We start from the raw sequence: 20,547 nt of genomic DNA, 5'->3' as shown, positions 1-20,547 counted from the left end.
TCAGGCGGCAGCCGAAGGTGACGATCTCCGGTGCGGTGAGCGGCTTGATCTCTCCCACTAGGCCGCTCCCGTCAGCAGGCCAGCGTCGAGAACGCCGCGATAGGACGTCGCAATCGGTCCGCCCATAAAGACATGCCCATTGTCGCCAATCCGCATATCGAGGGGGCCGCCATCCAGATGCAGGCGCGCGTCCTTACCGGCAAGCCCGCGGATATTTGCCGCGACGATCGTGGCGCAGGCCGCCGAACCGCAGGCAAGCGTAATGCCGACACCGCGCTCCCACACCCGAAGGCGGAAATTGCCTGCATCCATTTTGCTCGCGATACTGATGTTGGCGCGTTTCGGGAAAATCGGATCGATTTCCGCAATCGGTCCCCATTTTTCAAGATCTACCGTATCCGCATCGTCGACGAAAAAGACCGCGTGCGGATTACCCATATTCACCCCGACAGGATCGGCCAGCGGCCCGACCGTCAGATTAATATGGGCCGTATCCTCCTCCCGCGAGAGGGGGATGTCCCGCCACCCGAGTTTCGGCGCGCCCATATCAATCACAATGTGCTGGCGGTCTTCTGTCGTTCCGGCAAGAAGCCCGGCGCGTGTTTCTATCGTGACCGCGTTCTTGCCGGCCTCTTCCATCAGCAGATGCGCAACGCAGCGGGTGGCATTGCCGCAAGCCTCCGCCTCGCTGCCATCGGCATTATATATGCGCATGAAGATGTCGGCGCCGTTCGCCGTCGGTTCCATGACGATCAGCTGGTCGTAACCGACGCCGCGGTGCCGGTCGGCAATGGCCCGAAGCGCAGCGACCGAGAGATCGGGCAGCCGCGAACGCCCGTCAATAATGACGAAATCATTGCCAAGGCCATGCATCTTTATGAACGGTATCTGTTCCATATCCCGCGATATAGGCGTTTCGGCGCGTCCGGTCCAGCATATTTATCGGAGAACTGTCGCGGTTCTGCTTGACTTATGGTCGGGTCTATGGCTAATTCCCGCCAATCTCGACAACCGAGTCGCAACATAGAAGTACCTGTAACGGTATCCGCCAGCCCGCGAGTTTCGCGCCCTGGCGTTTTTTGCGTTGTAGTATTCGGCCGACGGATGACGAAATTTAAACTGGTTTGAACGGGTTCACAACCGAATGTTCGAAAGCTTGACAGGCAGACTGGGCGACGTCCTCGGGCGGTTGACCAAGCGCGGCGCGCTCACCGAGGCGGACGTCACGGAGGCGTTGCGCGAAGTGCGCGTTGCCCTCCTTGAGGCGGACGTGGCGCTGCCGGTTGTCAAAAGCTTTGTCAAACGCGTCAAGACCAAGGCGATCGGCACGGAAGTCCTGAAATCGGTCAATCCGGCGCAGATGGTCATCAAGGTTGTCCATGACCAGCTGGTTGAAATGCTGGGCTCGGAACAACAGGAACTCAACCTCGTTGCCGTGCCGCCGGTTGTCTACATGATGGTCGGGCTGCAAGGCTCCGGTAAAACCACCTCGACCGCAAAAATCGCGAAATGGCTGACGGAAAAACAGGGCAAGAAGGTCCTGATGGCGTCTCTCGACGTGCGCCGCCCGGCCGCTCAGGAACAGCTGAAAATTCTGGGTGAGCAGACGGGGATCGCGACCCTGCCGATCATTCAGGGCCAGATGCCGGTCGATATTGCAAAGCGCGCCGTCCAGTCCGCGAAGCTGCAGGGTGTCGACATCGTCATGCTCGATACCGCCGGCCGGTTGCATGTCGACGAATCCCTGATGGCGGAGATGGATGCCGTTCACAAGGAGGCGCATCCGACGGAAACCCTGCTGGTGGTCGACAGCCTGACCGGTCAGGACGCGGTCAATGTCGCCGAGCAGTTCAAGTCCCGCGTCGATGTCACCGGTATCGTCTTGACCCGGATCGACGGCGACGGGCGCGGCGGCGCGGCGCTTTCCATGCGCGAAGTCACCGGTTGCCCGATCAAGCTCCTGGGTACCGGCGAAAAGCTGGATGCGTTGGAGGCTTTCCATCCGGACCGGATCGCCAATCGTATTCTGGGCATGGGCGATATCGTTTCGCTGGTCGAGAAGGCCGCGGAAACCATTGAGAAGGATGAGGCCGAGAAGCTTGCCCTCAAAATGCAGAAGGGCAATTTCGACCTTGATGATCTGGCGAGCCAATTGCGCCAGATGCGCAAGATGGGCGGCATGAACAGCCTGGTCGGCATGCTCCCCGGCATTGGTAAAATGAAGAAGCAGCTGGATTCGGCCAACCTCGACGATCGTCTTTTGATCCGTCAGGAGGCAATGATCCAGTCCATGACGCCGAAGGAACGGCGCAATCCGCAGATTATTGCCGCCTCCCGCAAGAAACGTATCGCCGCGGGTTCCGGCATGAGTGTTCAGGATGTCAACCGCCTGCTGAAACAGCATAAGCAGATGGCGGACATGATGAAAAAAGTGAAGAAACTCGGCAAGAAAGGCATTGCACGCGGAGGCATGCAGGGGCTTTTGCCGCCGGGAATGAAGTTTTAACCGAAATTGAGTTCGTTAAAGGAAAGAGCGTAATATGGCACTTAAAATTCGCCTTACCCGTCAGGGCGCGAAGAAGCGTCCCTTCTACCGCGTTGTTGTTGCAGAAGCCAGCAGCCCGCGCGATGGACGGTATATTGAGCGTCTGGGCACCTATAACCCGATGCTTCCGAAGGATGATGAAAACCGTGTGTCCCTGAACGGGGAGCGGATCCAGTACTGGATCGGTAACGGTGCGAAGGCAACCGATCGCGTTGCCCGGCTGATGGCGTCGGCGGGTCTCGGTGAGAAGCCGGTTTCCAACAACCCGGAAAAAGCCAAGCCGAAAGCCAAGGCACAGGAACGCCTGCGCGAGCAGGAAGAGGCTCGCAAGGCAGCGGAAGAAGCCGCCGCTGCGGAAGCGGAAGCTCCGGCAGAGGAAGCACCGGCTGAAGAAGCTCCTGCGGAAGAGGCTCCTGCTGAAGAAGCCGCCGCGGAAGAAGCGCCTGCAGAGGATGCCGAGCAGAAGGCCGAGGCTTAAGGGCGCAAAGCCGTGCCTGAGGCAAAATTGTTGCTGCTTGGCGTGATCGTCGGGGCGAAGGGTATCAAGGGCGAGGTGAAGATCAAGAGTTTCACCGAATATCCGGAGGATATTGCCGCCTATGGCCCCCTGCGGGATGCGTCGGGCAAGACGACTTTCGAATTGAAGGTCGTCGGTGTCAGCAAAGGTTTGCCGGTGGTGCGGATAAAGGGTATATCAGATCGCAACGCGGCCGAAGCCCTCAAAGGGGTAGAGCTTTATGTGTCGCGGGACAGATTGCCCGAAACGGAAGAAGCGGAAGAATACTATCATGCTGACCTGATCGGCCTGCCGGTATTCTTTCAGGACGGTGAGAAATTCGGTACCATCCTGCGCCTGCATGATTTTGGCGCGGGGGATATGCTGGAAATCGTGCCGGACGGGAAAGGCGCCAAGGCGGCGGTCCTCGTTCCGTTTACCGTCGAGATGGTGCCCGAGGTGGACGTTGCTGGCGGCCGCGTGGTTGTTGATCTGGCAGAGGATTTCTTTGAAGTCCCCGAAGAACCGGCATAACGACGCGCGCGGCAACGCGGGAAGAGGGAAAAGCGGATGGTCTGGACCGCCCATATTTTGAGCCTTTTTCCCGAGATGTTTCCGGGGCCGCTTGGGCATAGCCTCGCGGGAAAGGGTCTTGAGGACGGGGCCTGGAACCTGACGGTCAGAGATATTCGCGATTTTGCCATTGGCAAGCATCGCAACGTCGACGACAGTCCCTTTGGCGGCGGCGCCGGAATGGTGATGCGGCCGGATGTGTTGGGGCCGGCGATTGATGCGGCACTGGCCGGGTCGGACAATGTGACGCGGGTGATCTATTTCAGTCCCCGCGGCCGGGTCATGGATCAGGCCTTCGTACGCGAGTTGTCGGACGGCCCGGGCGCGGTCATGGTCTGCGGCCGTTTCGAAGGGGTCGATCAGCGGGTTCTGGAAACCCGCAACGTGGAGGAAGTCAGCCTCGGCGACTTCATCCTGTCGGGCGGCGAAATTGCCGCGCTGGCGTTATTGGATGCGGTGGTTCGCCTGCTGCCCGGCGTGACGGGAAACAGGGAATCGCTGGAGGAAGAGAGTTTTGCGGACGGGTTACTGGAATATCCCCATTACACCCGCCCCCCGGTCTGGGAAGGCCGGACGGTCCCGGAAGTGCTGCTTTCGGGGCATCATGAAAAAATCAAGGAATGGCGTTTACGCCAGTCCGAGGAGTTGACCAAGGAACGAAGGCGGGACCTGTGGGACCGTCGGAAGCGTAATTTTTGAGAAAAGGGTGAAAGCCATGAATACGGTTGAAAAGCTAGAGCAAGAGCAGATTGAAAAGCTGACGGCGGAACGTCCCGTTCCCAAGTTCCGTCCCGGGGATACCCTTCGGGTCCATGTGAAGGTTGTCGAGGGCACGCGTGAGCGTATCCAGGCGTTTGAAGGCCTCTGCATCGCCCGGAATGGCGGCGGGATCAACGCCAACTTTACGGTGCGGAAAATTTCCTATGGTGAAGGCGTGGAACGTATTTTCCCGCTGTATTCTCCGCGGATCGATCGCATCGAAGTCGTTCGTCAGGGCGTTGTCCGCCGGGCGAAGCTTTATTACCTGCGCGAACTGCGTGGTAAGAAGGCCCGTATCCGCGAGCGCCGCGAGGATCGTTACGGTAACAAGAACGGCGAATAACGCGCCGTTTGCGGACCTGCGGGAATTTAGTGACAAGGACAATTGACGATTTGTGAGGATAGAAAATGGGAACCCCTAGAACGTTGTATGACAAAATCTGGGACAGTCACGTTGTGGATCAACTGGAAGACCAAGCCTATATTCTTTACATCGATCGTCACCTTGTTCACGAAGTAACCAGCCCGCAGGCTTTCGAAGGGTTGCGCAACGCGGGGCGCAAGGTTCGCCGTCCGGACGCGACCTTTGCCGTGGCCGACCATAACGTGCCGACCAAGGACATTGAAAAAGGGATTACCGATCCCGAAAGCAAGCTGCAGGTGGATACGCTGGAGGCCAATACGGCTGAATTCGGTATTCCCTATTTCTCGATGACGGACGACCGCCGCGGCATCGTGCATATCATCGGTCCGGAGCAGGGATTGACCCTCCCGGGCATGACCATCGTCTGTGGCGATTCCCACACTTCCACCCATGGGGCCTTCGGCGCGCTGGCCCATGGCATCGGCACCTCCGAGGTTGAGCATGTGCTGGCAACGCAAACGCTGGTCCAGGAAAAAGCGAAGAACATGCGGGTGACGGTTCATGGCGACCTTCCGCTCGGTGTGACGGCGAAAGACGTTGCCCTCGCCATCATTGGCAAGATCGGAACGGCAGGCGGTACCGGCCATGTGATCGAATATGCGGGCGATGCCATCCGCGCGCTGTCCATGGAAGGGCGGATGACGCTCTGCAACATGACGATCGAAGCCGGTGCGCGCGCCGGCCTGATTGCCCCGGACGAGACCACCTTCGAATATATCAAGGGTCGCCCCTATGCGCCGAAGGCCGGTGCTTATGAACAGGCAGTCGCCTATTGGAAAACACTGAAATCCGATGACGGCGCAAAATTCGACACCGAGGTCGAGCTCGATGCAAGCGAACTCATTCCCTTTGTCACCTGGGGAACCAGCCCGGAAGATGCGCTTCCCATCAGCGGCACCGTCCCGGCGCCAGAAGATTTCGCGGATGAAGGCAAGCGCGGCGCGGCGAAGCGGGCGCTTAAATACATGGGACTGACGGCGGGCATGAAGCTTTCCGATATCGAAGTTGACCATGTCTTTATCGGCTCCTGCACCAATGGCCGGATTGAAGACCTGCGCGCGGTCGCGAAGGTGGTCGAGGGACGGAAAGTCAAGGATACGGTCAATGCGATCATTGTTCCGGGTTCCGGTCTCGTCAAGCTTCAGGCCGAGGCGGAGGGGCTCGACAAGATTTTCGAGGCTGCCGGATTTGAGTGGCGTCAGCCGGGCTGCTCCATGTGCCTCGCGATGAATGCCGACAAACTGAATGAGGGCGATCGCTGCGCATCGACGTCCAACCGCAATTTCGAGGGTCGTCAGGGCCGCGGCGGGCGTACCCATCTGGTGAGCCCGGCGATGGCCGCCGCTGCTGCGGTAACGGGTCATCTGACCGATGTGCGGGATTTGGTGTAGGGGGAGATTACAATGGAAAAGTTCAATAAACTGACAGCCGTCGCGGCGCCCATGCCGCTTGTCAATATCGACACGGACATGATCATCCCCAAGCAGTATCTCAAAACCATCAAACGGGCCGGCCTTGGCAAGAGCCTGTTTGCCGAAATGCGCTACGACAATGACGGCAAGGAGATCGAGGATTTCGTGCTGAACCAGCCGGCCTACCGGAACGCGGAAATTCTTATCGCCGGAGATAATTTCGGCTGCGGCTCAAGCCGCGAGCATGCGCCCTGGGCGCTTTTGGATTTTGGTATCCGCTGCGTTGTGTCGACCAGCTTTGCGGACATTTTCTACAACAACTGCTTTCGCAACGGTATCCTTCCCATCGAAGTCACGCCGGAAGAGCTTGAAAAGCTCATGGAGGATGCCGAGCGCGGTGCCAACGCGACCATCTCGATCGATTTGGAAGCGCAGGAAATCAGGGGTCCGGATGGCGGCGTTATCCATTTCGAGATCGACCAGTTCAACAAGAATTGCCTGCTGACGGGGCTCGATGAAATTGGGCTTACCTTGAAAAAAGAAAACAAGGTCGCGGAGTTCGAGGAGCGCCGCAAACTCGCACAGCCCTGGCTGTGATTTCCGATCCGTTAATCAAGAGAGTATTTTGCTATGGCATCTAACAAATCCCTGCTGATCCTGCCCGGCGACGGCATTGGCCCCGAAGCAATGGGCGAAGTCCGGCGCATCGTCAACTGGATGGAAGACAACCGCGCCGTTTCCTTCGACATTGATGAAGATCTGGTCGGCGGGTCGTCCATCGATGCGCACGGCATTCCGGTGACGGACGAAGTCGTCGAGAAGGCCATGAATGTGGATGCGGTGCTGCTGGGCGCGGTTGGTGGCCCCAAATGGGATAACCTCGATTTCTCCATCAAGCCGGAGCGCGGCCTTTTGCGTCTTCGCAAGGATCTGGAACTTTTCGCCAATCTCCGACCGGCGGTCTGTTTTGATGCGCTGGTCGATGCGTCGAGCCTGAAGCCGGAACTGGTAAGTGGCCTTGATATCATGATCGTGCGCGAACTGACCGGTGGTGTCTATTTCGGCGAGCCGCGCGGTATTGAAGATCTCGGCAATGGTATCCGCCGCGGCGTCAACACGCAGGTCTACACGACGCCGGAAATCCAGCGCGTCGCCCGCGTCGCGTTCGAACTGGCGAAGAAACGCGATAATCGCGTTTGCTCCAGCGAGAAGGCCAATGTGATGGAATCGGGCGTCCTCTGGCGCGAGGAAGTCCAGAAGATCCACGACACCGAATTCCCGGAAGTGGAGCTGAGCCACATGTATGCGGATGCGGCTGCCATGGAACTCGTCCGCAAGCCCAAGCAGTTCGACGTGATCGTCACGGATAACCTGTTCGGCGATATTCTCTCCGATTGCGCGGCGATGCTGACGGGCTCTCTCGGCATGCTTCCCTCCGCATCGCTCGGTGATGTGGACGATTCGGGCCGGCGTAAGGCACTTTACGAGCCCGTACATGGCTCGGCCCCGGATATTTCCGGGAAAAACATCGCCAACCCCATCGCGACCATCCTCTCTTACGCCATGGCGTTGCGTTATAGCTTCGATATGGGCACTGAGGCGGACCTTGTAGAGACCGCCGTGCAAAAAGTACTTGCAAGTGGTATTCGCACTGGCGATATCATGTCAGCGGGCATGACGCAGGTGTCAACGACGGAGATGGGGAACGCCATCATCCGCGAGTTGGACAAGGCCAACGGTTGATTTTTTGCCAAGTGCGCGATTGATTTAACCCCCGGCGTGGAAACGTCGGGAAATGGAAGAGATTAAAATCATGGGATACAGAGTTGCGGTAGTCGGCGCCACCGGGAACGTGGGCCGCGAAATGCTGAATATTTTGCATGAAAGACAATTTCCGGTGACGGAAGTTGTCGCGCTCGCTTCGAAACGTTCCGTCGGGCGCGAGGTTTCTTTCGGCGACAAGAACCTGAAGGTCAAGGCACTCGAAGATTTTAATTTCACGGGAACGGATTTCGCCCTGTTTTCCGCAGGCGGCTCCGTGTCGGCAAAATATGCTCCCATTGCGGCGTCGCAGGGCGCGATCGTCATCGATAATTCGTCCCATTTCCGCATGGATCCGGACGTGCCGCTTGTCGTGCCGGAAGTAAATCCTGAAGCTGCCGCCGGATATACCCGCAAGAATATTATCGCAAACCCGAACTGCTCGACCGCGCAGCTTGTTGTCGCGTTGAAGCCCCTGCATGATGTGGCGACGATCAAGCGCGTGGTTGTTTCGACCTATCAGTCGACTTCGGGCGCCGGGAATGCCGCAATGGATGAATTGTTCACCCAGACCAAGGGCATCTATGTGAACGACGCGCCAACGCCGGATAAGTTCACCAAGCAGATCGCGTTCAATGTGATCCCGCATATTGATGTCTTCATGGATGACCGCTACACCAAGGAAGAGTGGAAGATGATGGTCGAAACCAAGAAGATCGTCGATTCCGCCATCAAGTTGACGGCGACCTGCGTGCGAGTGCCGACCTTCGTCGGCCATGCGGAGAGCGTAAATATCGAGTTCGAGAATGAACTGTCGGCAGACCGCGCGCGCGAAATTCTGCGCGAAGCGCCGGGGATCATGGTGGTCGATAATCCGGAAGAGAACGGGTACATTACGCCGGTGGAATGCGTCGGTGACTATGCGACGTTCATTTCGCGTATCCGGGATGATGCAACGATTGAAAATGGCATCAATCTGTGGTGCGTCTCTGACAACCTCCGCAAGGGCGCGGCGCTGAATACCGTTCAGATCGCCGAACTGGTTGGCCGCGAGTATCTGAAAAAAGCGGCCTAGTCGCTTCAACGACCCGAAAGAAAAATGGGCCCGACGCAATTGATGGTGCGCCGGGCCTTTTTTGCGTCCTCATATATTTGCCCCTAATTGTTGCGTCGCAATAAAAACCCTTTATGATGCGCCTCGCATTTCTCAATTGACTGATGACAAAAGAAAAGGGCGCCACGCCCGAGGGATCACCAATGACAAAAAACATTCGCCCCCGCAGGTCGGTTCTTTATATGCCGGGCTCCAACGCCCGCGCGCAGGAAAAAGCAAAAACGCTCGCGGCGGACGCCCTTATCCTCGATCTCGAAGATGCGGTAGCTCCCGATGCCAAGGCAGAGGCGCGCGACATCGTCTGCGCGAATGCAGCCTCCGGCGGCTATGGCAAGCGTGATATCATCATTCGGGTCAACGGCCTGGATACGCCTTGGGGGAAAGACGATATCATCGCCGCGGCAAAGGCCGGTCCTGACGCCATTCTTTTACCGAAAGTCGAAAGCGCCGCGCAGGTCCATAAGCTTGAAAAGATAATGACCGAAGCCGGCTCGCCCGGGAAAACGAAGATCTGGTGCATGATGGAAACGCCGCTCGGTATCCTGAAGGCGGAGGAAATTGCGGCGGCAAGCCCGCGCATCGACTGCTTTGTCATGGGCACATCGGATCTGGTAAAGGATCTTCAGGCCCAGCATACGCCCATGCGCCTGCCGGTGATCACGTCACTCGGGCTTTGCCTGCTGGCGGGCCGGGCCTATGGACTGACGGTTCTGGACGGCGTTTACCTCGATCTCGCGGATGATGACGGTTTCCATGCCTCCTGCGTTCAGGGGCTGGAGCTCGGCTTTGACGGCAAAACACTCATCCATCCGAAACAGCTCGCCTCAACAAATGAGGTCTTCGCACCCTCAGAGGCGGAAGTCGCCCATTCCCGCAAAATTATCGAGGCCTTTGAGGCGGCGGAGAAGGAGGGCAAGGGCGTTGTCCTTGTCGATGGCAAGCTCGTGGAAAATCTCCATGTCGAGATTGCCAAGGCGAAGGTTGCCATGGCGGATGCAATTGCCGCGGCCGCGGAATAAAGGGGGCATCTGATGAGCAAAACGAACCCTGGCAACTATTTCGAGGATTTCAAAGTCGGACAGGTCCTCGACCATGCGACGCCGCGCACGATAACGGAAGGCGATGTGTCGCTTTATACGGCGCTTTACGGCGGGCGCTTTGCCCTGCAGTCGGCAGACAGCTTCGCCATGGAGTGCGGACTTGATGCGGCGCCGGTTGACGATCTTCTGGTCTTTCACGTCGTCTTCGGTAAAACCGTGCCCGATGTTTCCCTGAACGCCGTCGCCAATCTCGGTTATGCGGATGTCCAGTTCAAGGCGCCCGTGTTTCCGGGCGATACGGTGAAAACGAGCTCGACGGTGATCGGCCTTAAGGAAAATTCGAACGGCAAAACCGGCGTCGTCTATGTCCGCTCCACCGGTACCAACCAGATGGGGGCGACTGTCCTTGACTATGTTCGTTGGGTCATGGTGCGCAAGAAAGACGAAAAGGCACCGGCGCCGGAAGAGGTGGTTCCGAACCTTCCCGATCGCGTCGATCCGTCCTTTATCTCCCTGCCCGAAGGTCTGGATTTCTCTGGTTTTGACGCGACACTAGCAGGCTCGCCGCATTATTTCGAGGATTATGACGTCGGGGAAAAGATCGATCATGTGGACGGCATGACGATTGAGGAAGCCGAGCATATGATGGCGACGCGGCTTTACCAGAACACAGCGAAAGTTCATTTCAATCAGCACCAGATGCAGCACGACCGTTTCGGCCGCCGGTTGATCTACGGCGGTCATATTATCTCTCTTGCGCGCGCCCTTTCGTTCAACGGCCTCGGCAATGCGCAGCTAATTGGGGCAATCAACGGCGGATCGCATACCGCGCCAACGTTTGCCGGCCACACCATCTATGCCTGGAGCGAGGTGCTGGAGAAGGCTGAACTGGCGTCCAATCAGACGGCGGGCGCCTTGCGCATCCGGACGATTGCGACGAAAGACATGCCCTGCGATAGCTTCCCGGACAAGCAGGAAGACGGAAAGCGCGATCCCGCGGTTGTTCTGGATCTTGATTACTGGGTTATCTTGCCAAAAAAGACGATGGCGGTGTAAATATGCACATAGTTCTATTGACTTGCCATTGAGGAGGCTTAAACTCTTCGGCAAAAAGAATAAAATATGGAAATATATCAGCGAGAAAGACTTCCACATGGCGAAAATTGAAAGACCGCTATCGCCACATCTGCAAATCTACAAGCCGCAGATTACGATGGTTACCTCAATTACCCATCGGGCCACAGGTATCGCGCTTGGTGTCGGGACATTGTTGCTGGCCTGGTGGCTGATTGCCGTCGCCAGCGGGCCGGAAGCTTATGCGACAGTAAGCGCCTTCATGTCCTCCTGGTTCGGACAGCTCGTCCTGTTCGGATTTACCTGGTCGTTATTCTATCATCTTTGCAACGGTATTCGGCATCTGTTCTGGGACATGGGCAAGGGGTTTGAGTTGCCGACCATGCGCAAGTCAGGTATGGCGGCGATCATCGCGTCCGTCGTCCTCACCTTGCTCACCTGGATAATCGCCTACGCCATAGGAGCCTGAACCATGGAAATGAGAGCCCCGTTAAAAAATGTTCGTGGTCTTGGTTCCGCAAAGGAAGGGACATCGCATTGGTGGCATCAGAAGATCACGGCAATAGCCATGATACCGCTTTTTTTGATTGCCCTTGGATGCGTCATCAGTCTTGTCGGCGCTGAATACGATCATGTTCGCAACGTCCTGGGCCAGCCCTTCATATCGCTTGTGATGCTGCTGTTGATCGCCACAACCTTTTATCACCTCAAGCTCGGCCTTCAGGTCGTGATTGAGGATTATATTCATACGGAAAGCACCAAGGTCTTTTTGTTGCTGCTTAACAGTTTTTTATGCGCGGCCGTCGGTCTGGGCGCGGCGCTTGCTGTCCTGAAGCTTGCGCTCGGGGGTTAGAGAAAAATCATGTCAGAAGCCTATCCAATTACAGAACATAAATATGACGTGGTTGTCGTCGGCGCCGGCGGTGCGGGTTTGCGCGCGACGATGGGCATGGCCGCGGCCGGTCTGAAGACGGCGGCCGTCACCAAGGTGTTCCCGACACGCAGCCACACCGTTGCGGCGCAAGGCGGTATTTCCGCCTCGCTCGGCAATATGGGCGATGATAACTGGCAGTGGCATATGTATGACACCGTCAAGGGGTCTGACTGGCTCGGCGATCAGGATGCCATTGAATATATGTGCCGGGAAGCGCCGGCAGCGGTATTGGAGCTGGAGCAGTTCGGCATGCCGTTCAGCCGGACCGAGGAAGGCAAGATTTATCAGCGCGCCTTCGGCGGCATGACCACCCAGTTCGGTGAAGGCCCGGCGGCGCAGCGCACATGCGCGGCGGCAGACCGGACCGGGCATGCCATGCTGCATACGCTCTACAGCCAGAGCCTCAAGCACGACACGGAATTCTTCGTCGAATATTTCGCCCTCGACCTGATCATGGACAAGGATGGAGCCTGCAAGGGCGTTCTTTGCCTGTGCCTCGAAGACGGGACGCTGCATCTGTTCCGCTCGCACATGGTTGTGCTGGCGACGGGCGGATACGGCCGGGCTTTCTTCTCCTGCACCTCCGCTCATACCTGCACCGGTGATGGGGGTGGCATGGTGTTGCGCGCGGGACTGCCGCTTCAGGATATGGAGTTCATCCAGTTCCACCCGACCGGTATTTATGGCGCGGGCTGCCTGATCACCGAGGGTGTGCGCGGTGAGGGCGGATTCCTTGTCAACGGGGAAGGCGAACGCTTTATGGAACGCTACGCACCGCATGCCAAGGATCTGGCGAGCCGTGACGTCGTTAGCCGTTCGATGACCATTGAAATTCGCGAAGGCCGCGGCGTTGGTCCGCGCAATGACCATATCTACCTGCATCTTGACCATCTTGATCCGGCGATGATTGATGAACGCCTCCCCGGCATTTCGGAGAGCGCCCGCATTTTTGCCGGCGTCGATGTGCATAAGGAACCCATTCCGGTGCTGCCAACAGTGCATTACAACATGGGCGGCATCCCGACGAACTATCATGCGGAAGTTGTCGACCTGAAGGACGGCAATCCGGACGCGGTTGTTCCGGGCCTGATGGCGGTGGGTGAAGCCGCCTGTGTGTCCGTTCATGGGGCAAACCGTCTCGGATCAAACTCCCTGATCGATCTGGTCGTCTTTGGCCGGGCGGCGGCGCTCCGGGCAAAGGATGTGGTGAAACCCGGTCAGGCCCATTCGCCGTTGCCGGCAGATGCCTGTGATGCGGCCCTTGCGCGGCTTGATAAATTCCGGCACGCAGATGGCGGAAGTTCAACGGCAGCGGTACGCGACAATATGCAGCGTGTCATGCAGGACGACTGCGCCGTCTTCCGCACCAGCAAGACGCTCGCCGAGGGCGTTGAAAAAATCAACAAGGTATGGAACCGGATGTCCGACATCAAGACGACCGACCGCTCCCTCGTCTGGAACTCGGATCTCGTGGAAACCCTGGAGCTGGATAACCTGATCCGACAGGCTGTTGTCTCGATGACGGCGGCGGAAAATCGCAAGGAGAGCCGCGGTGCGCATGCGCATGAGGATTTCCCCGATCGCGACGATGAAAACTGGATGAAGCATACGCTTACCTATCACAGCGATAATGGCGGGGTGAAGCTCGACTACCGGCCGGTGCATGACTACACGCTGACCGACGAGATCGATTACATCAAACCAAAGGCACGTGTGTACTAAGCGCGTTAGGAATGAAAAATGGTTGAACTGACATTACCCAAGAATTCAAAGGTCGGCACTGGCAAAACCCATCCGAAGCCGGAAGGTGCGACAAATTTAAAGACGTTCAATGTCTATCGTTGGTCACCCGATGACAATCAGAACCCGACCATTGATACCTATTATGTCGATCTGGATACCTGCGGACCGATGATTCTGGACGGGCTGATCAAGATCAAGAACGAAATCGATCCGACCCTGACGTTCCGCCGCTCCTGCCGGGAAGGGATTTGCGGTTCCTGTGCGATGAATATTGGCGGCACCAATACGCTGGCCTGCACCACGGGCATGGACGAGATCGATGGCGATATCAATATCTATCCGCTTCCGCATCAGCCGGTGGTGAAGGATCTGGTGCCGGACCTCACCAATTTCTATGCGCAATATGCATCGATCAAGCCCTGGCTGCAGGCGGAAACACCGTCCCCGTCGAAGGAACGGCTACAGTCGAAGGAAGATCGGGAGAAGCTCGACGGGCTTTATGAATGTATCCTTTGTGCCTGTTGCTCGACGTCCTGCCCTAGCTATTGGTGGAACTCTGACCGGTTCCTTGGCCCGGCCATCCTGCTGCAGGCCTACCGCTGGATCATCGACAGCCGCGACGAGCATACGGGGGAGCGTCTCGACAATCTTGAAGACCCGTTCCGGCTCTATCGCTGCCACACGATCATGAACTGCACCAACACCTGCCCGAAGGGCCTGAACCCGGCGAAAGCCATCGCCGAGATCAAGAAGATGATGGTGGAACGCCGGTAACTGGTTCCAACAGATTGCAGAAATTGGCGCTGGTTTCGAACCAATTTGTCGCTTAAATAAGGCCGCTTCTTTAAGCGGTCTTTTTTATGGAATAAGCCGATGTATGTCCCTCCGCATTTTTCCGTTCCCGGCAAGGAAACCCTGATCCGGCTGTTGCCCGGAGCGTCCTTTGCCACTCTGGTCTCCACCGGCGATGATGGCGTGCCTTTCGCCACGCATCTTCCCTTCGCCTATGATGAAAAGCGCGGGGAGTTTGGGACGCTGGTCGCCCATATGGCGCGCGCCAATCCACATGGAAAATGCCTCGAGGACAGGGAGGCGCTGGTCATTTTTCAGGGACCGCATGCCTATATCTCACCGAGTTACTATGCGACGGATATCAATGTCCCGACATGGAACTACGTGGCGGTGCACGCCTATGGCACGCCCGCGATCATCGAGGAACGGGAGAAGGTCCGGGAACTCCTGGATCGGCTTACCTTTGACAACGAGAAAGACCGGGCCGCGCCATGGCGGGCCGATCAGCTCGATGGCAAACGGCTGGAAGGCCTGATGCGCGGGATTGTCGCCTTCGAAATCCCGATCAGCCGAATCGAGGGGAAAGCGAAACTCGGACAGAACAAGAGCGCGGAAGACCAGGCGGCGGTCGAAGCGGCGATTGGCACGCTTTGGAAGTAGAAGCGGGTTCCATTATAATAAACTTCCCGTAGAAATTCTTGACCCGATGCGAATATGCGGCGACTATATGCCCGTCAAAATTTTAGCATCTATGGGTTGATTTATGTCGGATACTGTTTCGGAGAAATTGGAGAGCGGTGGGCCTGCGGCGTCGAACTGGCGCAAGGTTGTCGTGGCCGGACTGATCGGCAATGTTATGGAATGGTACGATTTCGCCGTCTACGGCTATTTCGCCAGCATTATCGGTACGCAATTCTTTCCCTCAGAAAATCCGGCGATTTCGCTTATTTCCGCGTTCGGCGCTTTTGCCGCAGGCTTCCTCATGCGGCCAATCGGCGCAATCCTGTTCGGACATATCGGGGACACCTTGGGACGGAAGCGGGTGCTCACGCTTTCGGTTTTGGCTATGGCGGTGCCGACGACGCTGATCGGATTGTTGCCAAATTTTGAGACGATCGGAATCCTCGCGCCGATACTGATTGTCCTGTTGCGGATGATGCAGGGCCTGTCAGTCGGCGGCGAATATACCAGCTCTGTTGTCTTCATGGTGGAACGCGCGCCGGAAAGCAGGCGGAGCTTTTTTGGCATGTGGAGCATGTGGGGCGCGATTTTCGGCATCATGCTCGGTTCAGGCATTGGCGGCGCCGTCGCGACGATTTTTGGCGACGAGACGCTGGCAAGCTGGGGGTGGCGCATACCGTTCCTGCTTGGCTCCCTCGTCGCGCTGACGAGCTATCTGGTGCGGCGGGCAATGGACGCGGATGAGGAAGCAAAAAAATCGGACTCGCCGGTAAAGGACACCTTCGTTACGCATTATGCCGACGTAATCAAGGTGATCCTTCTGGATATCGGGTATGCCGTAACCTTCTATGTGGCCTTTGTCTATCTCGTAACCTATTTAAAGGTCATAGATAAACTCCCGGCGGAAGAGGCGCTGAATATTAACACCGGCAGCATGATCATTCTGTTGTTGCTGATTCCGCTGACATCTTACCTATGCGACCGGATTGGCAGGAAGCCCGTCCTCGTTTTTGGATACATGCTCCTGACATTCGGCTCGGTCCCATTTTTCGCGATGATTCATACAGCGGACTTGCCCCTCATCTTTTTGGGGCAATTCGGCTTCGTTCTCGGATTTGCCTGTGTTTCCAGTGCGGCAACCGCTGCGAATGTTGAAATGTTGCCGGCTGCCGTTCGATGTACAAGCTATGCCGTGGCGTATAATGCGGCGGTTGGGCTGTTCGGCGGCGTTACGCCAATGATCGTCACCTGGCTGGTGACCACAACCGGAAATCCAATCATGCCGGCGTACTGGGTTGGCGGTGCATCGGCCATTTCACTCGCCGTCGCGATTTTCGTTTACAAGGAAACCCGACACCGCGCCTTCGTGAAATAGGGATGGCGCCGGTCATCCGGAAAAGAAAGTCAACCGGATAGCGAAATGATTTCGGCAACATCCTCGACCCTGGTGATCGGCCGCGGATTGGCCTGAACGACCGGATGGGTCAGGGCGGCCGATTTGATTTCGCCGACCGCCTCGTCTGAAATGCCGAGCAGGCTGAACCTGTTTGGCAGGCCGAGATCGCCGATAAACTGTTTGACGGCAGGTGATACATCGGCGGCCGTCGCGACCTTCAACACCTCGGCCAATGTCGTCTGCGGGCCATCGGTTGCCGGAAGATTATAGGCAAGCACAGCCGGCAGAAAGACGCAGGACGTGATTCCGTGGGGTACATGGCCAATGACACCGAGGAGATATCCGAGACCATGACTTGCGCCCATTCGGTAGCGGGAAATGCCCGCTGTCGCATAATAGACGCCGAGCTGGCTGTTCTCCCGGTGCACAAGATCCTCGGGGTCATTCCGGGTGCCGAGCATTCCTTCATGGAGCAGGCCAAGGCCTTTTGCGCAAAAATCGGCGGTTTCCGGATCGACAGCCGGCGCGCAGATGGTCTCCACCGCGTGATCGACCGCGCGGATGCCGGTTGAAAGCCAAAGTCTTTCCGGCGTGTATCGGCTCAGCTCCGAGCTCAGCACAATAAAGGTCGGAACCAGATGAGCATGGGCGAATCCCGTCTTTCGGCCAGTTATGCTGCTGGTCGCGCCGGCAATTGGGGTAAATTCGGCGCCGGATAGCGTCGTCGGTACCGCTATGTGTTTAATGGGCCAGGACGAAATGTCGGGGCGCTTTCCGCCGGCTGAACTCAATCCCTCGAGATCCGCGGCGTCCTTGATATTCAGATTGGCGACCAGCAGGCCGATTTTTCCGCCGTCAATCACGCTGCCGCCGCCGATCGACAGCAGGTGTGTCGCCCGGCTATCGGCAATTGCCGCGGCGAGCTCGAATACGCTGTCATACGGCGTATGCTCGGTAAGGGCGCTGACCACATCCACGATTGCATCGCCGAGTTTTATCTTGAGTTCGTCGACGATCGGCGAATTGGCGTTTAGGCTGCGGGAGATGGAAACAAGAATTCGGGGGCTGTTTTCCGTTTCGGCGATTGACGCCACGGCATCGGAAATATTCCGGTTGATGACAAGCCGATCCTTTATGTCGGCCATATTCGGAAATGCTGGATCCGTCATTTTCTCCCCGCTGCAGTCTTTTTTATTAGCTTCTTGTGAAACTATAAAGGCATTGGCAGCAAAAGCATATGGAGTATCAGCCTTTTTCCAGCCGTCCTTTCAGATAGTCTTCCGAGCGCATCTCCATCAAGCGGGAGACGGTGCGCGCAAATTCAAATTTTCCGTCGCCTTCCATGTAGAGTTCTTCCGCGTCAACCTCTGCCGAGATGACCAGATTGGCCTTCGCCTCGTAAAGGATATCGACGAGGGTCACGAAGCGCTTCGATTCGTTGCGTCGCGCGGGCGTCAGCTTCGGCACATTTTCCAGCAGGATCGTGTGGAAATGCTCCGTCAATGTGAGATAGTCGGAGGCGCCAAGCGCCCGCGCGCAGAGTTCCTCAAAAGAGAAGCGGGCAACGCCGCGAGCGGCGGCCTTCACCTCGAGCTCCCGCCCTTGCGTCACGAGAGTTTGCGAAGACAGTGCGTAGCCTTCCGTCATCTCCTCGAAAATACGGTTCATTTCGGAGGCCGATTTTTCATTTAACGGACTGAAATAGACGGGATGCTCGGCGAGCCTTTCCAGGCGGTAGTCCCGCCCGCCGGCAAGATGAAGGATGTCCAGCTGTTCCTTTAACATGTCGATGAAGGGAAGAAATAGTTGCCGGTTAAGCCCGTCCTTGTAGAGATCGTCCGGAACCCGGTTGGACGTTGCCACCACAACAACGCCGCGATCGAACAGGAGCTCGAACAAACGCCCGAGGATCATGGCATCGGCGACATCGGTCACCTGGAACTCATCGAAACAGAGCAGCCAGGCATTTTCCGTTATCGAATTGGCAAGCGCGATAACAGGATCGCTGTCACCCCTGTCCGGATTCTGCCGTTCTTTATGCATGAAGGCATGAACCTCCAGCATAAAAGCGTGAAAATGGACCCGCCTTTTATGGTCAACCGGTGCGCTTTCGAAAAAAAGATCCATGAGCATCGACTTGCCACGGCCGACATCGCCATAAATATAGAGACCCTGCGGCGGTTCCACCCTGGGTTTGCGCGCGCCGAGGCGGAAAATATTTGTCCATTTCTGGCTCGTCCCGGGATCGTAATTGATCAGACGCCTGTGCAGCGTTTGCAATTTCTCAACGGCCAGCATCTGGATCGGATCGCGTTGCAGGTGATGGGTCGCTACCAGGTTACGGTAGGCGTCTAGAGGGCCGGGTACATCAGTCATAAGAATGCGGGCGCTTATTACGGCAAATAAAAAAAGGAAAATCAAGAACTGACGTTGTTCTTTACAGGCAAGGTTCGCGTCTGGCAACGACAAGACATTTTTTGATTCATCTTTGCGCTGAAATCCGTTTTCTTTACCCGTGCGGCATTGGCATAAAATGGCCGCAAAGAGAGGGGCAAAAGCGACATTTTGCCGAAACGGGATGCATTCTTTCTTAACACGCAAAAAATGGAAAGAATTTTACTTGGCGATCTTGCTCTTGATCAAGAAACACGCTAGTACCCACGATAATATTCACAAGAGGACTTTCTGTCTTCTCAGAGAGCCCTCCTATCTTTATGACTTCGGAGAATATAATGGCTCGAAAAAAGATTGCTTTAATCGGCAGCGGGAATATCGGCGGTACCCTTGCGCATCTGGCTGGTTTGAAAGAACTCGGCGACGTGGTTCTCTTTGATATCGCGGAAGGGCTGCCCCAGGGTAAAGCCCTTGATATCGCCTCCTCTTCACCGGTTGATCGGTTTAACGCCAATTTCTCCGGCGCCAATGATTACAGCGCGATTGAGGGCGCGGATGTATGCATCGTCACCGCCGGAATTGCCCGCAAGCCCGGCATGAGCCGCGACGATCTTCTCGGTACCAATATCAAGGTCATGCAGTCCGTCGGCGAAGGTATCAAAAAGCATGCGCCGAACGCGTTCGTCATCTGCATCACCAACCCGCTCGATGCGATGGTCTGGGTGCTGCGTGAAAAATGCGGCCTTCCGCATAACATGGTTGTCGGCATGGCCGGCGTTCTAGATAGCGCCCGGTTCCGTCTTTTCCTCGCCGAAGAATTCAATGTCTCGGTCGAAGATGTCACCGCCTTCGTCCTTGGCGGCCATGGCGATACGATGGTGCCGCTGATCCGCTATTCGACTGTCGCCGGCATCCCGGTTCCCGATCTTATCAAAATGGGGTGGAGCACGCAGGAAAAGATCGACGCGATTGTCGATCGGACGCGCAACGGCGGCGCTGAAGTTGTGGCACTCCTCAAGACCGGTTCCGCCTTCTACGCCCCGGCGTCGAGCGCCATCACCATGGCGGAAGCCTATTTGAAGGACAAGAAACGGGTTCTGCCCTGCGCCGCCTTTGTGGACGGGCAATATGGCCTTGACGGAATTTACGTCGGCGTGCCGACGGTGATTGGCGAGGGCGGCATTGAACGCATTGTCGAAATCAACATGGATGCCGAAGAACGCGGCATGTTCGATAAGTCGGTCGATGCTGTCAGGGGCCTGATCGACGCCTGCATCGGGATCGATCCAAGCCTTGGGAAATAGGACTAATTGAAAGGGCGCAACAATAACCGGTTGTGCCCTTTTTTATCGTGCGATACCGTAACCTTCGAAATTTTGACGAAAATGCGTAGCTCCACAGAAATAGAC

Annotated in this window: 21 protein-coding genes; 18 read left to right on the top strand and 3 right to left on the bottom strand. The window is 56.9% G+C overall.

Annotation, left to right across the window (positions count from 1 at the left end; genetic code table 11):
• Positions 1 to 57 precede the first annotated feature (57 nt).
• Positions 58 to 897, bottom strand: coding sequence for a diaminopimelate epimerase (gene dapF / locus GQF03_RS15420; RefSeq protein ID WP_161340169.1), 840 nt, complete (start codon positions 895 to 897; stop codon positions 58 to 60).
• Positions 898 to 1,144: 247 nt separating this feature from the next.
• Here dapF and ffh point away from each other — a divergent pair, with 247 nt between their 5' ends.
• The 17 genes from ffh to GQF03_RS15335 all read left to right on the top strand — a co-directional run bounded on the left by ffh (position 1,145) and on the right by GQF03_RS15335 (position 16,723).
• Positions 1,145 to 2,506, top strand: a complete 1,362-nt coding sequence (gene ffh / locus GQF03_RS15415; RefSeq protein WP_161340168.1) for a signal recognition particle protein — start codon at positions 1,145 to 1,147, stop codon at positions 2,504 to 2,506.
• 34 nt (positions 2,507 to 2,540) lie between these two features.
• Complete coding sequence (rpsP, locus tag GQF03_RS19215; protein WP_161340167.1) at positions 2,541 to 3,023, top strand: 30S ribosomal protein S16; 483 nt, start codon at positions 2,541 to 2,543, stop codon at positions 3,021 to 3,023.
• Between the two features lie 12 nt (positions 3,024 to 3,035).
• Positions 3,036 to 3,575 (top strand): ribosome maturation factor RimM, encoded by a 540-nt coding sequence (gene rimM, locus GQF03_RS15405; RefSeq protein WP_161340166.1) that lies wholly within the window; start codon positions 3,036 to 3,038, stop codon positions 3,573 to 3,575.
• A gap of 36 nt (positions 3,576 to 3,611) precedes the next feature.
• Positions 3,612 to 4,313 carry a tRNA (guanosine(37)-N1)-methyltransferase TrmD gene (trmD, locus tag GQF03_RS15400; RefSeq protein WP_161340165.1) on the top strand — a complete coding sequence of 234 codons (702 nt, stop codon included), beginning with the start codon at positions 3,612 to 3,614 and terminating at the stop codon, positions 4,311 to 4,313.
• A 16-nt stretch (positions 4,314 to 4,329) separates the two neighbouring features.
• Positions 4,330 to 4,716 carry a 50S ribosomal protein L19 gene (gene rplS, locus GQF03_RS15395; RefSeq protein WP_161340164.1) on the top strand — a complete coding sequence of 129 codons (387 nt, stop codon included), beginning with the start codon at positions 4,330 to 4,332 and terminating at the stop codon, positions 4,714 to 4,716.
• Between the two features lie 65 nt (positions 4,717 to 4,781).
• Positions 4,782 to 6,188, top strand: a complete 1,407-nt coding sequence (gene leuC / locus GQF03_RS15390) for a 3-isopropylmalate dehydratase large subunit (protein WP_161340163.1) — start codon at positions 4,782 to 4,784, stop codon at positions 6,186 to 6,188.
• A gap of 12 nt (positions 6,189 to 6,200) precedes the next feature.
• The gene (gene leuD, locus GQF03_RS15385) at positions 6,201 to 6,806 is read left to right on the top strand and encodes a 3-isopropylmalate dehydratase small subunit (RefSeq protein ID WP_161340162.1); all 606 of its coding nucleotides are present in this window, start codon (positions 6,201 to 6,203) and stop codon (positions 6,804 to 6,806) included.
• A gap of 33 nt (positions 6,807 to 6,839) precedes the next feature.
• Positions 6,840 to 7,952, top strand: a complete 1,113-nt coding sequence (gene leuB, locus GQF03_RS15380) for a 3-isopropylmalate dehydrogenase (protein ID WP_161340161.1) — start codon at positions 6,840 to 6,842, stop codon at positions 7,950 to 7,952.
• A 70-nt stretch (positions 7,953 to 8,022) separates the two neighbouring features.
• Positions 8,023 to 9,045, top strand: coding sequence for an aspartate-semialdehyde dehydrogenase (locus GQF03_RS15375; RefSeq protein ID WP_161340838.1), 1,023 nt, complete (start codon positions 8,023 to 8,025; stop codon positions 9,043 to 9,045).
• A gap of 182 nt (positions 9,046 to 9,227) precedes the next feature.
• Entirely contained in the window at positions 9,228 to 10,103 is an 876-nt protein-coding gene (locus GQF03_RS15370; RefSeq protein WP_161340160.1) for an HpcH/HpaI aldolase/citrate lyase family protein, read from the top strand.
• A 12-nt stretch (positions 10,104 to 10,115) separates the two neighbouring features.
• On the top strand, positions 10,116 to 11,180 hold the full coding sequence (locus tag GQF03_RS15365) for a MaoC family dehydratase (protein ID WP_161340159.1): 1,065 nt from the start codon (positions 10,116 to 10,118) through the stop codon (positions 11,178 to 11,180).
• Between the two features lie 97 nt (positions 11,181 to 11,277).
• Complete coding sequence (gene sdhC / locus GQF03_RS15360) at positions 11,278 to 11,667, top strand: succinate dehydrogenase, cytochrome b556 subunit (protein ID WP_161340158.1); 390 nt, start codon at positions 11,278 to 11,280, stop codon at positions 11,665 to 11,667.
• A 3-nt stretch (positions 11,668 to 11,670) separates the two neighbouring features.
• The gene (sdhD, locus tag GQF03_RS15355; RefSeq protein WP_161340157.1) at positions 11,671 to 12,051 is read left to right on the top strand and encodes a succinate dehydrogenase, hydrophobic membrane anchor protein; all 381 of its coding nucleotides are present in this window, start codon (positions 11,671 to 11,673) and stop codon (positions 12,049 to 12,051) included.
• Positions 12,052 to 12,060: 9 nt separating this feature from the next.
• On the top strand, positions 12,061 to 13,854 hold the full coding sequence (sdhA, locus tag GQF03_RS15350; RefSeq protein ID WP_161340156.1) for a succinate dehydrogenase flavoprotein subunit: 1,794 nt from the start codon (positions 12,061 to 12,063) through the stop codon (positions 13,852 to 13,854).
• An 18-nt stretch (positions 13,855 to 13,872) separates the two neighbouring features.
• Complete coding sequence (locus tag GQF03_RS15345) at positions 13,873 to 14,649, top strand: succinate dehydrogenase iron-sulfur subunit (protein WP_161340155.1); 777 nt, start codon at positions 13,873 to 13,875, stop codon at positions 14,647 to 14,649.
• A gap of 99 nt (positions 14,650 to 14,748) precedes the next feature.
• Positions 14,749 to 15,327 (top strand): FMN-binding negative transcriptional regulator, encoded by a 579-nt coding sequence (locus GQF03_RS15340; protein ID WP_161340154.1) that lies wholly within the window; start codon positions 14,749 to 14,751, stop codon positions 15,325 to 15,327.
• Positions 15,328 to 15,430: 103 nt separating this feature from the next.
• Entirely contained in the window at positions 15,431 to 16,723 is a 1,293-nt protein-coding gene (locus GQF03_RS15335; protein ID WP_161340153.1) for an MFS transporter, read from the top strand.
• Between the two features lie 29 nt (positions 16,724 to 16,752).
• Here the strand turns inward: GQF03_RS15335 and GQF03_RS15330 are convergent, their stop codons facing one another.
• A complete protein-coding gene (locus GQF03_RS15330) occupies positions 16,753 to 17,913 on the bottom strand; it encodes an iron-containing alcohol dehydrogenase (RefSeq protein WP_161340152.1) in 1,161 nt (386 codons plus the stop codon).
• 76 nt (positions 17,914 to 17,989) lie between these two features.
• Positions 17,990 to 19,120, bottom strand: a complete 1,131-nt coding sequence (zapE, locus tag GQF03_RS15325; RefSeq protein ID WP_161340151.1) for a cell division protein ZapE — start codon at positions 19,118 to 19,120, stop codon at positions 17,990 to 17,992.
• 356 nt (positions 19,121 to 19,476) lie between these two features.
• On the opposite strand from zapE, the gene mdh reads away from it, so the two are divergent.
• Positions 19,477 to 20,442, top strand: a complete 966-nt coding sequence (mdh, locus tag GQF03_RS15320; protein ID WP_161340150.1) for a malate dehydrogenase — start codon at positions 19,477 to 19,479, stop codon at positions 20,440 to 20,442.
• Positions 20,443 to 20,547 lie beyond the last annotated feature (105 nt).

The sequence above is a fragment of the Sneathiella chungangensis genome, assembly GCF_009882935.1.
Taxonomy (GTDB): Bacteria; Pseudomonadota; Alphaproteobacteria; order Sneathiellales; family Sneathiellaceae; genus Sneathiella; species Sneathiella chungangensis.
This window is presented reverse-complemented; position numbering and strand designations above follow the sequence as displayed.

Excerpts from the sequence above, each read along its gene's own strand:
- dapF (WP_161340169.1), bottom strand. The coding sequence starts at position 897 with ATGGAACAGATACCGTTCATAAAGATGCATGGCCTTGGCAATGATTTC.
- ffh (WP_161340168.1), top strand. The coding sequence starts at position 1,145 with ATGTTCGAAAGCTTGACAGGCAGACTGGGCGACGTCCTCGGGCGGTTG.
- rpsP (WP_161340167.1), top strand. The coding sequence starts at position 2,541 with ATGGCACTTAAAATTCGCCTTACCCGTCAGGGCGCGAAGAAGCGTCCC.
- trmD (WP_161340165.1), top strand. The coding sequence starts at position 3,612 with ATGGTCTGGACCGCCCATATTTTGAGCCTTTTTCCCGAGATGTTTCCG.
- rplS (WP_161340164.1), top strand. The coding sequence starts at position 4,330 with ATGAATACGGTTGAAAAGCTAGAGCAAGAGCAGATTGAAAAGCTGACG.
- leuC (WP_161340163.1), top strand. The coding sequence starts at position 4,782 with ATGGGAACCCCTAGAACGTTGTATGACAAAATCTGGGACAGTCACGTT.
- leuD (WP_161340162.1), top strand. The coding sequence starts at position 6,201 with ATGGAAAAGTTCAATAAACTGACAGCCGTCGCGGCGCCCATGCCGCTT.
- leuB (WP_161340161.1), top strand. The coding sequence starts at position 6,840 with ATGGCATCTAACAAATCCCTGCTGATCCTGCCCGGCGACGGCATTGGC.
- GQF03_RS15375 (WP_161340838.1), top strand. The coding sequence starts at position 8,023 with ATGGGATACAGAGTTGCGGTAGTCGGCGCCACCGGGAACGTGGGCCGC.
- GQF03_RS15370 (WP_161340160.1), top strand. The coding sequence starts at position 9,228 with ATGACAAAAAACATTCGCCCCCGCAGGTCGGTTCTTTATATGCCGGGC.
- GQF03_RS15365 (WP_161340159.1), top strand. The coding sequence starts at position 10,116 with ATGAGCAAAACGAACCCTGGCAACTATTTCGAGGATTTCAAAGTCGGA.
- sdhC (WP_161340158.1), top strand. The coding sequence starts at position 11,278 with ATGGCGAAAATTGAAAGACCGCTATCGCCACATCTGCAAATCTACAAG.
- sdhD (WP_161340157.1), top strand. The coding sequence starts at position 11,671 with ATGGAAATGAGAGCCCCGTTAAAAAATGTTCGTGGTCTTGGTTCCGCA.
- sdhA (WP_161340156.1), top strand. The coding sequence starts at position 12,061 with ATGTCAGAAGCCTATCCAATTACAGAACATAAATATGACGTGGTTGTC.
- GQF03_RS15345 (WP_161340155.1), top strand. The coding sequence starts at position 13,873 with ATGGTTGAACTGACATTACCCAAGAATTCAAAGGTCGGCACTGGCAAA.
- GQF03_RS15340 (WP_161340154.1), top strand. The coding sequence starts at position 14,749 with ATGTATGTCCCTCCGCATTTTTCCGTTCCCGGCAAGGAAACCCTGATC.
- GQF03_RS15335 (WP_161340153.1), top strand. The coding sequence starts at position 15,431 with ATGTCGGATACTGTTTCGGAGAAATTGGAGAGCGGTGGGCCTGCGGCG.
- GQF03_RS15330 (WP_161340152.1), bottom strand. The coding sequence starts at position 17,913 with ATGACGGATCCAGCATTTCCGAATATGGCCGACATAAAGGATCGGCTT.
- zapE (WP_161340151.1), bottom strand. The coding sequence starts at position 19,120 with ATGACTGATGTACCCGGCCCTCTAGACGCCTACCGTAACCTGGTAGCG.
- mdh (WP_161340150.1), top strand. The coding sequence starts at position 19,477 with ATGGCTCGAAAAAAGATTGCTTTAATCGGCAGCGGGAATATCGGCGGT.